We start from the raw sequence: 12,290 nt of genomic DNA on the forward strand, positions 1-12,290 counted from the left end.
CACCCGCCGGCATCGATCAAGGCGGCGGAGCCGGAACCGGAGCCGGGCCAGTTTCGGTTGGCGCGGGCACTGCATCTTTAGCAATGCGCTCCATCGGGCGCGTTTCGGCGCGCCACTGGGCCAGCGTCAGCTGGCGCTCGTCGTTCATGTCGTCGACCAGAATCTCGTCGCCTGTGGCGGCAACCAGAAAAGTCTCCCAGCGATGCGCCGCATCCTTGCTGTTTTCGACGAAGCTCAGGGTCCAGTAATTTTTGCCGTCGATGACCTTCGTCGCGGTCTCGTCGTCGAGCACCGCACCATGCGCGGTTCCGCCCGAGGCTTTCTCGATATGCGCCGACCAGGCTTTCAGTTCCGGCAGCGCCATCAGCGCATCGATCGCCTGCGCCTTGGTGCGCGCCATCTGCGCCGCCGGCCTGGCGCTGGCGGCAACCGCGGTCGGCGCATGGGCCGATTCATGGTACCTGTGGTACACCACGGCGCCCGCGGCGACCAGGGCGATCATGGCAAACAGCAGGACTACTTTTTTCGACGATCCGGACATAGATGTGGGCTGCAAAGGCACGTTGATGTTGTGGTCATACTACGCCAAAACTATACGGGGAGCAACATGGCCAGCGGCCCACGCAAGGGCATCCTCCAGCCGGTCGTTTCCCCAGAACATCTCGCCGCGGGCGAAGAACATCGGCGCGCCGAACACGCCGCGCCGCATGGCTTGCTCGCCCTGGTCGCGCATGGCCAGCTTGTTTTCGTCGGTGCCGGCGCCGGCGATCAGGGCGGCGGCGTCCAGGCCCAGCGCGGTGAGCACCTCGCCGACCAGGGCCGCGTCATCGATCTCGCGGTCCTCGACGAAATTGCATTGCATGATGCGGCGGCAAAACGCGCCGATCCACGCTTCGCCGGCACCAAGCAGGGCGACGCGCAGCGGCAGCAGCGCGCGCCGCGGAAAGGTGCCCGGCTGCGTCCACGGCAAGCCGTATTTATCGCACTGGCGCTGCATGTCGCGCCACACGTAGGCGCCTTTTTCCTTTTGCAGCACGAACGGCGACGTGGTCCAGCCCAGCGTCTTGAACACGGGCCCCAGCAAAAATGGCTTCCACAGCACGCGCACGCCCTGCGCGGCGGCCAGCGCCTCGATACGCATGGTACTCAGATAGCTGTAATTGCTGCCGAAATCGAACCAGAATTCGATCTGCGGATCATTGGTAAGCATGGCGTCTCCCTGCACGGTTAATCGTAAATCACGAGGCAGCGCGCTTCGATGCTCACGCGCGGCGGCACGCCGGGCGGCGTCGTAGTTCTGCCATGGCTGGCCGGGCGGCGGTTCGCAGGCATCGTTGAACGGGCTGGCGGCCGGCGGATGCATGTAGGCCAGCGTGGCTTGGATAGATGCTCATGCGCCGCCCGACCGCCACGAAACCGCGCAGCGGCTCCATCCTGGCCGCCAGGGGAACCAGAGAATCCACCATGCGCGCTCCTCATGCAAAACGCCAGCATACCAGCGCCCGCCGCCAGGGATGGCATTCCTACCCGGACCGGAGCATATAGCTTGTCAATCAGGCAAGTTCGCGTTACAGTCGTCGCTCCACTTCACTCGGGGAAGGTGTTTGCTATGCGGCACATTTTGACCGCGCTTGCGGTTTGCATGGCGTGTGCGCTGCCGGCCATCGTGCGCGCCGAACCGGCCAAGGTCCAGTTCGCGACCGAAGTATTTTTCGACAGCGGCAGCGCGCGCCTGTCGGCCGATGCGGTATCGATTCTCGACCAGGTGGTCAGCAAGAGCAGCGAACTCGAGCCGGAGTTGATCATGGCCATCGGCCACACCGATGCGCTGCTCAGCGACGCCAGGGCCCAGACGCTGTCGGTCCAGCGCGCCGAAGCGGTAAAAAAATACCTGGCCGACAAAGGATTCGAGCGCATCCGCATCTACACCGAAGGCAAGGCCAAGCGCCTGCCCGTCGCCGGCAACGACACGCGCGAAGGGCGCGCCCGCAATAACCGGGTCGAGGTGCAGCTGGTGGGGCCGCGCGCCGGAGCCGCCGAGCACTAATATACAGACGTAAAAAAGCCTGCAAGGCGCGGACCTTGCAGGCTGTTCGGTGACAGCGGAGGCGGACCAGCCGCGCTCCGTATCAGGCAATTACATCATGCCGTCCATGCCACCCATGCCGCCCATGCCACCCATGCCGCCCATGCCGCCAGCTGGCTTGTCTTCAGCCAGTTCGCATACCATGGCGTCGGTGGTGAGCATCAGGCCAGCGATCGAGGCTGCGTTTTGCAGTGCCGAACGGGTGACTTTCGCTGGATCCAGAACACCCATTTCGACCATGTCGCCGTAGGTGCCGTTCGCTGCGTTGTAACCGTAGTTGCCGGTGCCGGCCAACACTGCTGCAACAACCACCGACGATTCTTCGCCAGCGTTTTGAACGATCATGCGCAGTGGCTCTTCCATGGCGCGCAGGACGATCTTGATGCCGGCTTCCTGGTCAGGATTGTCGCCCTTGACCTTGATGTTGGCACGAGCGCGCAGCAAGGCAACGCCGCCGCCAGGAACGATGCCTTCTTCCACGGCAGCGCGGGTTGCGTGCAGTGCATCTTCAACGCGTGCTTTCTTTTCTTTCATTTCGACTTCGGTGGCTGCGCCAACCTTGATCACTGCAACGCCGCCTGCCAGCTTGGCAACGCGCTCTTGCAGTTTTTCACGGTCGTAGTCCGAAGTTGCTTCTTCGATCTGGACGCGCACTTGCTTGACGCGCGCTTCGATCGCTTCCGCCTGGCCGGCACCGTCGATGATGATGGTGTTTTCCTTGCCCACTTCAACGCGCTTGGCTTGGCCGAGTTCTGCCAGGGTGACCTTTTCCAGGGTCAGGCCGACTTCTTCAGCGATCACCTGGCCGCCGGTCAGGACAGCGATGTCTTCCAGCATGGCCTTGCGACGGTCGCCGAAGCCTGGGGCTTTGACTGCGCAGGTTTTCAGGATGCCGCGGATGTTGTTCACAACCAGGGTGGCCAGTGCTTCGCCTTCGATGTCTTCCGCGATGATCAGCAGTGGACGGCCGGCTTTGGCGACTTGTTCCAGGATCGGCAGCAGATCGCGGATGTTCGAGATCTTCTTGTCGCACAGCAGGACGAACGGGCTATCCTGGATGGCAACTTGCTTGTCCGGGTTGTTGATGAAGTACGGCGACAGGTAGCCGCGGTCGAACTGCATGCCTTCGACGATGTCGAGTTCGTCGTTCAGGGACTTGCCGTCTTCAACGGTGATAACGCCTTCCTTGCCGACTTTTTCCATCGCTTCAGCGATGCGCTCGCCGATCGAGTAGTCCGAGTTGGCGGAGATCGCGCCAACCTGGGCGATTTCCTTGGTGGTGGTGCATGGCTTGGCGATCTTGGCCAGCTCTTCGACGGTGGCGGCAACTGCCTTGTCGATGCCGCGCTTCAGATCCATCGGGTTCATGCCGGCGGCAACGAACTTCATGCCTTCGCGCACGATGGCTTGTGCCAGCACGGTCGCGGTGGTGGTGCCGTCGCCGGCGTTGTCGCTGGTGCGGGAAGCAACTTCCTTGACCATTTGCGCGCCCATGTTCATGAGCTTGTCTTTGAGTTCGATTTCCTTGGCGACCGATACACCGTCCTTGGTGACGGTCGGCGCGCCGAACGAGCGCTCGAGCACCACGTTGCGGCCTTTCGGGCCCAGGGTGACTTTGACTGCGTTGGCCAGGATATTGACGCCTTCAACCATTTTGGCGCGCGCTGCGTCGCCGAATACTACATCTTTAGCTGCCATGTTTATTTTCTCCGTTGTGCGTAGATTTCTATCGCGTGGAATTCTTAATGAAAGGTCGTGCGCGGACTAGTTGAGAATCACTTGACCAGGACGGCCATGATGTCTTCTTCACGCATCACCAGCAGCTCTTCGCCGTCGACTTTGACGGTTTGGCCGGAGTATTTGCCGAACAAGACGCGGTCGCCGACTTTCACTTCCAGCGCGCGTACTTTGCCGTCATCCTGGACTTTACCGTTGCCGACAGCCAAGATTTCGCCTTGATCCGGTTTTTCAGCAGCTGCGTCAGGAATGATGAGGCCGGACGCAGTTTTGGTTTCCTGGTCGAGACGCTTGACGATAACGCGATCGTGCAATGGGCGAAGGTTCATGCAAAACTCCTTAATATTCAGTGGTTTAGTAGCTATTGGTCAGGACCGCCACAGGCGTTCCCGGTGTTTCAACATGTCTCGCGGTGTTGCCGCGGAGACTAGAAAGAGTTGTTAGCACTCTCTACTAACGAGTGCTAATTATAGGGACGGTCAAGGTGTTTTTCAAGGCGTCCTGTTGACTATTTAACAGACGAGCTTGATCTGGCGCAAACCGCGGGCCCGCCGCGGCGCCTTAAACTGGAGAGATCTCAACGGTGCGCGCTGGTGCGGTTACGGCATGCGGCGGATATGCCGGCGCGACTTCCGGTTTGCGCTCCGTGGGAAAAGGCGGTGATGAATCGGCCCGGCCGCGGCCGATTCGGCCGGGCGCTATTACATCCCCTTACATCAATCGTCCACCCCTGTTACTGATTCGGTTGACGGACTTTCCTTCACACCCCTATAGTTACGGGATGATTTCTGAATTCGACGAACTATCCGACAAAATTGACCGGCTTGCCGCGTTGACCCTCTCACTTCGCAGCGAGAACGCGCAACTGCGCCAGACCAATGCCGAACTGCGCCAGTCGAACATGGCGCTGTGCGCCGAAAACGAGGAATGCGTGGGGCGCATGCACGAAGTGCAGCGCCGGCTCGAAACCTTGCTCTCGCAAATGCCCGATCCGAACGCACCGGCTGCGCCGCTTGTACAGCATGATGAGGTTGCACAATGACCGAGCTCAATGTCACCATCATGGGAAGCGCGTACCGCCTCATGTGCAAGGAGGGCGAGGAGCGCACCTTGCTGGAAGCGGTGAGCTATCTTGACGGGAAAATGTGCGGCTTGCGCGATTCGGGCAAGGTCAAGGGAAATGATCGCATCGCCGTCATGGCCGCGCTCAGCGTGGCCGCTGAATTCCTGTCGGTGAAAACGCCGCAAGGACCGCTTTCCGAAATGTCGATTTTGGAAGTCAAGCAGAAACTCGGCGACATGCACACGGTCCTCGATAACGCCCTGACCCCCCAGGAAAATCTGTTCTGAGGCTAATTTCGTTTGACATGACGGCACATCGGAGTAAACTCCGTCTCACCCTGCGGTGTTCGCGATTGCCATATATTCCTTGAACCATTTATGTGCACCGGTTGCGGAATTTTGTTCGATGGGAGTGAGCGTCGCTTGTCCGACGAACCCGAAATTGGACTAACTGCGACCACCTTGAACCATTAGGTTCGGGATGCCGGCAAAAACGGCACAGGCGGGGCTCTGATTTTCATAAGCGGTTGCAAGCATTCGGTGCGCAACCGTTTTTTTATGGGCGCGCGCTTTTGTCCGCCAATGGCGACGCGCCGATGGAGTGGCATACATGGCTTATTGGTTGATGAAGTCCGAACCGGACGAAGTGAGTATCGACGACGTGCTGGCCGCGCCCGATCGCACGCTGGCCTGGTTCGGCGTGCGTAATTACCAGGCGCGCAATTTCCTGCGCGACGCCATGCGCGAAGGCGACCTGGTGCTGTTCTACCATTCCAGCTGCGCCGAGCCGGGCATCGCCGGCATCGTCGAGGTGTGCTCGAACGCTTATCCGGACGCCACCCAGTTCGACCCTGCCAGTCCGTATTACGACCCCAAGGCCACCCGCGAACAGCCGCGCTGGATCAGCGTCGACGTGCGCGCCGTGCGCAAGACCGCGCTGCTGAGCCTGAAAGAGCTGCGCACCATTCCCGCGCTGGCCGGCATGCGCCTGCTGGCCAAGGGCAGCCGCCTGTCGGTCATGCCGGTCGAGCCGCACGAATGGCATGTCATCGACGCCTTGCTCGGCCGGACTTAGCAAGCTGTACCTTATCGGCAACAGGGTGTGCCGCGGCCGGGGCGGCAATGCTATGGTGTATTCATGCCCCCCGAAAACAGCGAACGTCCGCGCTACCGGTTCCGTGCCAGCCATATCGCTTCGCTGTTTGGCGGGTTTCTGGTGCTGGCCATCCTTGCCTCGCTTGGCGCAGCCAGCTGGACAGCGCGCGAACAGACCATCAAGGAATGGCGCAAGCAACTGAGCAATCTGTCGCTGGTGCTGGCCGAACACATCGGGCAGCAAGTGACATCCGCATCCCTGGTCCTCGACAGCGTCGCCGATTCGGTGCAGACCGCCGGGGCCGACAGCGATGCCAGCTTGCGCGATCGCATGAGCAGCCAGGCCGTGTTTCTGAGCATGCGCGACAAGGTGCGCGGCCTGCCCCAGGTGGACGTGGTCACCATCGTCGCGGCCAATGGCGACGTGGTCAATTTCACCCGCTCCTGGCCGGCGCCCGCCATCAACCTGGCCGACCGCGATTACTTCACGGCGCATCTGCGCAATCCCGGGCAGGGCATGTTTTTCAGCAAGCCGGTGCGCAACAAGGGTAACGGCGAGTGGACCTTTTACCTGAGCCGCCGCCTGAATGGCCCCAGGGGCGAATTTATCGGCATTGTGCTGGCCGGTTTCTCCTGCGCCTCGCTGAGCGACTTTTACCAGCGCATCACGCTCGGCGAGGGCGCCAGCATTTCGCTGTACCGGCGCGACTTTACCCTGCTGGCGCGCTGGCCCCACGTCGATGCGCTGATGGGCCAGATCAACCGGGGCGGCTCGTCCTACCAGGTGATCGAGCAGATGCACAAAAGCGATGACGTGATCCTGACCTCGGCGCCGCGCTTCTCGCAGGATCGCAAGAACGTCACGCGCCTGGGCGCGCCGCGCCTGGTGGAGAATTACCCGCTGATCGTCAACCTCACCATCACCGAAACGCTGATGCTGGCGCGCTGGCGTGAATTCAATGAAGCCCGCATCCTGCTGGCGGCGCTGGCCAGCCTGGCGGTGGCGGGCGCGTCCGTGGTGCTGTTGCGCCTGTTGCAGCGGCGCGAACGCGACCTCGCGCTGACCCGCCACCTGATGGACAAGGCCGATGCCGCCAACCGCGCCAAGTCCGACTTCCTGGCCATGATGAGCCATGAAGTGCGTACCCCGCTGACCGCGATCATCGGGTTTGCCGAGCTGCTGGGCACGGCGGACGAGCCCGCGCAGCGCGGCGAAGCCGGCCAGGTGATCCTGCGCAATGGCCAGCATCTGCTCAGCGTGATCAACGATATCCTCGACATCGCCAAGATCGAGGCCGGCCGGCTCGGCCTCGAGCAGGTGGCGTTTTCCCCGGTCCAGATCGTTGCCGAGATCGACTCCATGATGGGTGCCCAGGCGCACAGCAAAGGCATCGGCTTTGGCGCGCGGGTGCGCTATCCGTTTCCGGCGCAGGTGGTGGGCGATCCGACGCGCTGGAAGCAGATTTTGTTCAACCTGTGCAGCAATGCCATCAAGTTCACCGAACTGGGCGGCGTGGAGCTGGACTTATGGTACGAGGACGACCCGGCGCGGCTGGTGTGCAAGGTGCTCGACACCGGCATCGGCATGTCGCCGCAGCAGTGCGCCAGACTGTTCGCGCCTTTCCAGCAAGCCGGCCTGGATACGACGCGCAAGTATGGCGGCACCGGGCTCGGCTTGTATCTGGTGCAGCAGCTGGCCACCAGGATGGGCGGCGCGGTCCAGGTGTCGAGCGAGCCGGGCCAGGGCTCGGCGTTCGAGGTGGGCATTCTGGCGCGCGCGCAGGACGGCACGCCCTGGCTGGCCGGCGCGGCGCCGCCGGCGTCGCCCGCCGCCGCCGCCGCGGGGGCGCCGCCGGCCTTGCACGGGCGCGTGCTGCTGGCCGAGGATGGGCCGGACAACCGGGCCCTGATCGGCGCCTTCCTGAGCCGCCTGGGGGTGCACTGCGAGATGGCCGAGAACGGCGCGCGCGCGGTCGAGATGGCCCTGGCCGGCAGCTTCGACCTGATCCTGATGGATATCCAGATGCCGCTCATGGATGGGGTGACGGCGACCGAACTGCTGCGCGCGGCCGGGGTGGGGATCCCGGTGGTGGCGCTGACCGCCAATATCATGACCGAGGATGTGGCACGCTACCTGGCGGCGGGCTGCTCGCACTGCGTGGGCAAACCGATCGATTTCACGGCCCTGGGCCTGTTGCTGGCGCAACTGCTGCCGGCCGTGCCGGCAGCGCCGGCCCCGGCCATGTCGCCGGCCCAGCTGGCCGTGTTCGCGGAGATCCGGGCCCGCTTCGAAGCCGGCCTGGTGACGCGCCTGGAGCAGATTGCGGGCCACCTCGCGGCTGGCGAGGCGGCCGAGGCGGCCGCGCTGGCGCATATGCTCAAGGGCAGCGCCGGCAGTTTCGGCTACCCGCGCGTGACCGAACTGGCCGGCGCGCTGGAACGCGCCTTGCTGGACGGCGAACCTGCCGCTGGCGCCGGCTTGCTGGTACAGTTGCAACAGCTCGATGACGTGCGGCGCCTGCTGGCGCCCGCCGTACCCCAAGGAGGCGATGATGAATAAGCATGCGTTGACGGTGATGATCGCCGACGACGACGGCGCCATGCGCAGTCTGCTGGCGATGGTCTTGAAGGAGCATGGCTATCGCGACTTCGTGTACGCCTCCGACGGCCAGCAGGCAGTCGAGCTGATCCGCACCGGCGGCGCCGCGGTCGGCCTGGCTTTCCTCGATATCGACATGCCCGGCTTCAGCGGCCTCGAGGTGCTGGCGCTGGCACGCCAGCACCGTCCCGGCTGCGCCTGCGTCATCGTCAGCGCCCACAGCGCGGTCGACAATGTGATGGCGGCGATCCGGGGCGGCGCCGCCGGCTTCGTCGTCAAGCCTTACTCGGCGCAGCGGATCGCCGAGGTGCTGGGCAAGATCGAACGTGGGAGCCATCCATGAGCCTGCCTGCCTCCGGCGCCGCCAGGCGCGCCTTGCTGCTGGTCGACGACGATGTCCTGATCCTGGGATTGCTCAACCGCGTGCTGACCCTGGCCGGCTACGAGGTGCGCGTCGCCACCAGCGGGGCGATGGCGCTCGAGTTGCTGGCCAGCGGCGCGCGCGCACCCGACCTGGCGCTGCTGGACGTGTCCATGCCCGGCATGTCCGGCCTGGAACTGGCAGAGCAGCTGCAGGCGCACGGCGCCATCGCGGTCATGTTCCTGTCGGCCGAGGATGACCAGGCCACCGTGCGCGCGGCCATCGACGGCGGCGCCGTCGGCTACCTGGTCAAGCCGATCGATATCACGCGCATCGTGCCCAGCGTGCAGGCGGGACTGGCGCGCGCCGACGAGCTGCGCGAGCTGCGCGGCAGCGAAAGCCGGCTCACCCTGGCCCTGCAGCAGGGGCGGGAAGTCGGCATGGCGGTGGGCATTTTGATGGAGCGTAACAAAACCGATCGCGAGACCGCCTTCCGCACCCTGCGCGAGCATGCCCGTTCGCACCAGCGAAAGCTCAACGATGTCGCCGGCGACGTCTTGCAAGCGACCGAAGCGCTGAACCTGATCGGTGGACGTGCACAGAAGTAACAGGCGGTAGTTTTTTGATTAAAACAATTGCCATATGGAAATAACGGGAGTAAGCTTGTTCCTGTTCTCTCCGATGCCCCACAGCGCCCGCGCTGACCGCCCCGCGACCCCTCCCCGTTGCAGGGTACGCATCGGATGCCTTTCCAGGCTGTCCCCTCCGGCAGCCGACGCAGCACCCCCCCGGCCCAGCTCCGCCGCTCGACGACCGTTCGTCCATCGTGCCAGCGCGCCATTATCCGCATCCCTGTCACCCGACGCCCGGTTCTTTTTCACGCAAGTTTGCGTAACCAGAACGAAAGGGACCTCATGTCCACCTTTACCAGCAGTACCGGCGCGCTCCCCGCATCCGACTATCTCGCCTTCACGCTCGGCGCCGAAGAATACGGCATCGATATCCAGAAGGTCCAGGAATTGCGCGGCTACGACGCCGTCACCTGCATTGCCCACGCGCCAATGCATATCAAGGGCGTCATCAATCTGCGCGGCATCATTGTGCCGATCGTCGACCTGCGCATCAAATTCGGCAATGCGCTGCCGAGCTACGACCAGTTCACCGTGGTCATCATCCTGAACCTCGGCGCGCGTGTCATGGGGCTGGTGGTCGACAGCGTGTCCGACGTCAGCACCCTCGATCCAAGCCAGATCAAGCCGGCACCGGCCATCGGCGCCGACACCGGCGCCCGCGCCGGCACCGCTTATGTGGCCGGGCTGGGCATCATCGGCGCGCGCATGCTGATCCTGATCGACATCGAGCGCCTGATGGGCGCCGATGCACTGCACCTGACCGACGCCATCGCAGCCTGACCGGCGCGGCGTCTTCCTCACCCCATACAAGGATTTCCCATGAAAATCGCAAAATACAATATCGGTACCCGTCTCGCTTTCGGCTTCGCGGTCCTGCTCTCCATGACCCTGGCGCTGGCCGTCGTCGGCATGACCTCCCTCGGCACCGTGCAGGCCAGCCTGCAGAATATCGTGCAAGGCAGCATGCTGCGCATGGAGTTGCTGCACCAGATGTCCGAGTCGGTGCATATCGTCGCCCGCGTCGCGCGCACCGTGGCGTTGCTGGACGACGAGGCCGCCATGGAGCGCGAATCGGTCAAGATCGCCAAGGCGCGCGAAGCGTACGATGCCGCCTTTAGCGCCTTCGGCACGCATGCCGTCAGTGCCGCCGACAAGGCGTTCGTCGTCAAGCTGACCGAACTGCAAGAGAGCGTCAGGCCGCTCAATACCCAGTTTCTTACCCTGGCGCGCGCCAACAAGCAGGCCGAGGCAACCGCGCTGCTGATCGCCCGCGCCGCGCCGGCCACCCAGCTGTGGCAGGACGCGCTGGCCACCCATCTCAACGAGCAGCAGAAACAGGTTGCCGCCGATACCGCGGCAGCGAACGCCAGCTATGAGCGGGCGCGCCTCCTGACGCTGGGACTGAGCGCCCTGGCGCTGGTCATCGGCATCGTGCTGGCCTGGCGCGTGACGCGCTCGATCACCGTGCCGATCAATGCCGCCGTGCTGGTGGCGCAGACGGTGGCGGCGGGCGACCTGACCAGCACCATCGAAGGCCATGACGGCGATGAAACGGGTCGCCTCATGCTGGCGCTCAAGGACATGAACGACAGCCTGGCCAATATCGTCGGCCAGGTGCGCGGCGGCACCGACAGCATTGCCACTGCGTCCGGCGAAATCGCCAGCGGCAACCTGGACCTGTCCTCGCGCACCGAGCAGCAAGCCAGTTCGCTGGAAGAGACCGCGTCGTCGATGGAAGAGATGACCTCCACCACGCGCCAGAATGCCGACAATGCACGCCAGGCCAATGTGCTGGCGGCGTCGGCATCAAAGGTGGCACAAAAAGGCGGCGCCGTGGTGGCCCAGGTGGTCGACACCATGAACGGCATTAACGATGCGTCGCGCAAGATCGTCGACATCATCGCGGTCATCGACGGCATCGCCTTCCAGACCAATATCCTGGCGCTGAATGCCGCCGTGGAAGCGGCCCGGGCGGGCGAGCAGGGCCGCGGCTTCGCCGTGGTTGCCTCCGAAGTGCGCAACCTGGCACAGCGCTCGGCGGCGGCGGCCAAGGAAATCAAGGTCCTGATCGGCGACTCGGTCGACAAGGTCGATTTCGGCTCGAAACTGGTGGGCGAGGCTGGCAGCACCATGACCGAGATCGTCGCCAGCGTGCAGCGCGTGACCGACATCATGGCCGAGATCAGCGCCGCCAGCCTTGAACAGGAAGCGGGCATCGAGCAGATCAACCAGGCCATCAGCGAAATGGATACCGTCACCCAGCAGAACGCGGCGCTGGTCGAGGAAGCGGCCGCCGCCGCCGAAGCGTTGCAGGACCAGTCGGCCAGCCTGGCGGCGGTGGTCGGGGTGTTCAAGCTGGCCGATACGGCCCCCGTGCAGCAGAGCGCGCCGCAAAGCGCCAGGGTCGTCACGCTGCAAGCGGTACGCCGCGCGGCGCCGGCCCGGCCGGCCGCGCGGCCGCTGCGCGTGGCCAATGCGCGCTCCGGCGACACCAGCTGGGAACAGTTCTGATGGATGCCGCTTGCGCGGCGGCCGTGCCAGACCTGCCGCAAGTGTTGATCGACCCGGACAGCGCGCGCCTTGCCGGCCGCGCGCCGCATGCCTAGGGCACTTGAACCTGGTCGTCCTTGCCGGTAGCGCGGCAATGCAGGCGGGCGTTGCGCTGTAGAATACTTGCCAAGGCAAGTCTCTGCGTGGCTTGCTACTAACAGCAAGCCT

13 protein-coding genes and 1 other RNA gene are annotated in these 12,290 nt (G+C 63.9%); 10 read left to right on the plus strand and 4 right to left on the minus strand.

Annotated features, from left to right (window positions below; genetic code table 11):
- Positions 1-16: 16 nt before the first annotated feature.
- Both RBA41_RS11820 and RBA41_RS11825 read right to left on the minus strand, forming a co-directional pair.
- Positions 17-541, minus strand: a complete 525-nt coding sequence (locus RBA41_RS11820) for a hypothetical protein (RefSeq protein ID WP_306624003.1) — start codon at positions 539-541, stop codon at positions 17-19.
- Positions 542-580: 39 nt separating this feature from the next.
- Positions 581-1,210: a 2-hydroxychromene-2-carboxylate isomerase gene (locus tag RBA41_RS11825; RefSeq protein WP_306624005.1), complete on the minus strand. Its 630-nt coding sequence runs from the start codon at positions 1,208-1,210 to the stop codon at positions 581-583.
- Between the two features lie 399 nt (positions 1,211-1,609).
- Between RBA41_RS11825 and RBA41_RS11830 the strand changes: the two genes are divergently transcribed.
- Positions 1,610-2,047, plus strand: coding sequence for an OmpA family protein (locus RBA41_RS11830; RefSeq protein ID WP_306624007.1), 438 nt, complete (start codon positions 1,610-1,612; stop codon positions 2,045-2,047).
- A 90-nt stretch (positions 2,048-2,137) separates the two neighbouring features.
- On the opposite strand, the gene groL is transcribed toward RBA41_RS11830, so the two are convergent.
- Positions 2,138-3,784, minus strand: coding sequence for a chaperonin GroEL (gene groL / locus RBA41_RS11835; RefSeq protein WP_306624009.1), 1,647 nt, complete (start codon positions 3,782-3,784; stop codon positions 2,138-2,140).
- A gap of 77 nt (positions 3,785-3,861) precedes the next feature.
- On the minus strand, positions 3,862-4,152 hold the full coding sequence (groES, locus tag RBA41_RS11840) for a co-chaperone GroES (protein ID WP_054264305.1): 291 nt from the start codon (positions 4,150-4,152) through the stop codon (positions 3,862-3,864).
- Positions 4,153-4,655: 503 nt separating this feature from the next.
- Between groES and RBA41_RS11845 the strand changes: the two genes are divergently transcribed.
- The 9 genes from RBA41_RS11845 (at position 4,656) to RBA41_RS11885 (ending at position 12,083) form a co-directional block, all read left to right on the plus strand.
- Positions 4,656-4,865: a DUF904 domain-containing protein gene (locus tag RBA41_RS11845; RefSeq protein ID WP_374709544.1), complete on the plus strand. Its 210-nt coding sequence runs from the start codon at positions 4,656-4,658 to the stop codon at positions 4,863-4,865.
- Complete coding sequence (locus RBA41_RS11850; protein WP_306624011.1) at positions 4,862-5,173, plus strand: cell division protein ZapA; 312 nt, start codon at positions 4,862-4,864, stop codon at positions 5,171-5,173. The genes RBA41_RS11845 and RBA41_RS11850 overlap by 4 nt, the downstream gene beginning before the upstream one ends.
- A 44-nt stretch (positions 5,174-5,217) precedes the next feature.
- A non-coding RNA gene (ssrS, locus tag RBA41_RS11855) (6S RNA) lies at positions 5,218-5,398 on the plus strand.
- Between the two features lie 97 nt (positions 5,399-5,495).
- Entirely contained in the window at positions 5,496-5,960 is a 465-nt protein-coding gene (locus tag RBA41_RS11860; protein ID WP_306624013.1) for an EVE domain-containing protein, read from the plus strand.
- A gap of 63 nt (positions 5,961-6,023) precedes the next feature.
- A complete protein-coding gene (locus RBA41_RS11865) occupies positions 6,024-8,540 on the plus strand; it encodes an ATP-binding protein (protein WP_306624015.1) in 2,517 nt (838 codons plus the stop codon).
- A complete protein-coding gene (locus tag RBA41_RS11870; protein ID WP_306624017.1) occupies positions 8,533-8,922 on the plus strand; it encodes a response regulator in 390 nt (129 codons plus the stop codon). Before RBA41_RS11865 ends, RBA41_RS11870 begins: the two co-directional genes overlap by 8 nt.
- The gene (locus RBA41_RS11875; protein ID WP_306624019.1) at positions 8,919-9,548 is read left to right on the plus strand and encodes an ANTAR domain-containing response regulator; all 630 of its coding nucleotides are present in this window, start codon (positions 8,919-8,921) and stop codon (positions 9,546-9,548) included. The genes RBA41_RS11870 and RBA41_RS11875 overlap by 4 nt, the downstream gene beginning before the upstream one ends.
- A gap of 306 nt (positions 9,549-9,854) precedes the next feature.
- Complete coding sequence (locus RBA41_RS11880) at positions 9,855-10,352, plus strand: chemotaxis protein CheW (RefSeq protein ID WP_306624021.1); 498 nt, start codon at positions 9,855-9,857, stop codon at positions 10,350-10,352.
- A 39-nt stretch (positions 10,353-10,391) separates the two neighbouring features.
- Positions 10,392-12,083 (plus strand): methyl-accepting chemotaxis protein, encoded by a 1,692-nt coding sequence (locus RBA41_RS11885; RefSeq protein WP_306624023.1) that lies wholly within the window; start codon positions 10,392-10,394, stop codon positions 12,081-12,083.
- Positions 12,084-12,290: the final 207 nt, after the last annotated feature.

The organism is Massilia scottii (genome assembly GCF_030846495.1).
Taxonomy (GTDB): domain Bacteria; phylum Pseudomonadota; class Gammaproteobacteria; order Burkholderiales; family Burkholderiaceae_D; genus Telluria_A; species Telluria_A violaceinigra.

What these genes read in the sequence shown, in the direction of transcription:
- groL (WP_306624009.1), bottom strand. Translation starts at nt 3,784, where the DNA reads ATGGCAGCTAAAGATGTAGTATTCGGCGACGCAGCGCGCGCCAAAATG.
- RBA41_RS11825 (WP_306624005.1), bottom strand. Translation starts at nt 1,210, where the DNA reads ATGCTTACCAATGATCCGCAGATCGAATTCTGGTTCGATTTCGGCAGC.
- RBA41_RS11830 (WP_306624007.1), top strand. Translation starts at nt 1,610, where the DNA reads ATGCGGCACATTTTGACCGCGCTTGCGGTTTGCATGGCGTGTGCGCTG.
- RBA41_RS11860 (WP_306624013.1), top strand. Translation starts at nt 5,496, where the DNA reads ATGGCTTATTGGTTGATGAAGTCCGAACCGGACGAAGTGAGTATCGAC.
- groES (WP_054264305.1), bottom strand. Translation starts at nt 4,152, where the DNA reads ATGAACCTTCGCCCATTGCACGATCGCGTTATCGTCAAGCGTCTCGAC.
- RBA41_RS11865 (WP_306624015.1), top strand. Translation starts at nt 6,024, where the DNA reads ATGCCCCCCGAAAACAGCGAACGTCCGCGCTACCGGTTCCGTGCCAGC.
- RBA41_RS11820 (WP_306624003.1), bottom strand. Translation starts at nt 541, where the DNA reads ATGTCCGGATCGTCGAAAAAAGTAGTCCTGCTGTTTGCCATGATCGCC.
- RBA41_RS11870 (WP_306624017.1), top strand. Translation starts at nt 8,533, where the DNA reads ATGAATAAGCATGCGTTGACGGTGATGATCGCCGACGACGACGGCGCC.
- RBA41_RS11885 (WP_306624023.1), top strand. Translation starts at nt 10,392, where the DNA reads ATGAAAATCGCAAAATACAATATCGGTACCCGTCTCGCTTTCGGCTTC.
- RBA41_RS11850 (WP_306624011.1), top strand. Translation starts at nt 4,862, where the DNA reads ATGACCGAGCTCAATGTCACCATCATGGGAAGCGCGTACCGCCTCATG.
- RBA41_RS11880 (WP_306624021.1), top strand. Translation starts at nt 9,855, where the DNA reads ATGTCCACCTTTACCAGCAGTACCGGCGCGCTCCCCGCATCCGACTAT.
- RBA41_RS11875 (WP_306624019.1), top strand. Translation starts at nt 8,919, where the DNA reads ATGAGCCTGCCTGCCTCCGGCGCCGCCAGGCGCGCCTTGCTGCTGGTC.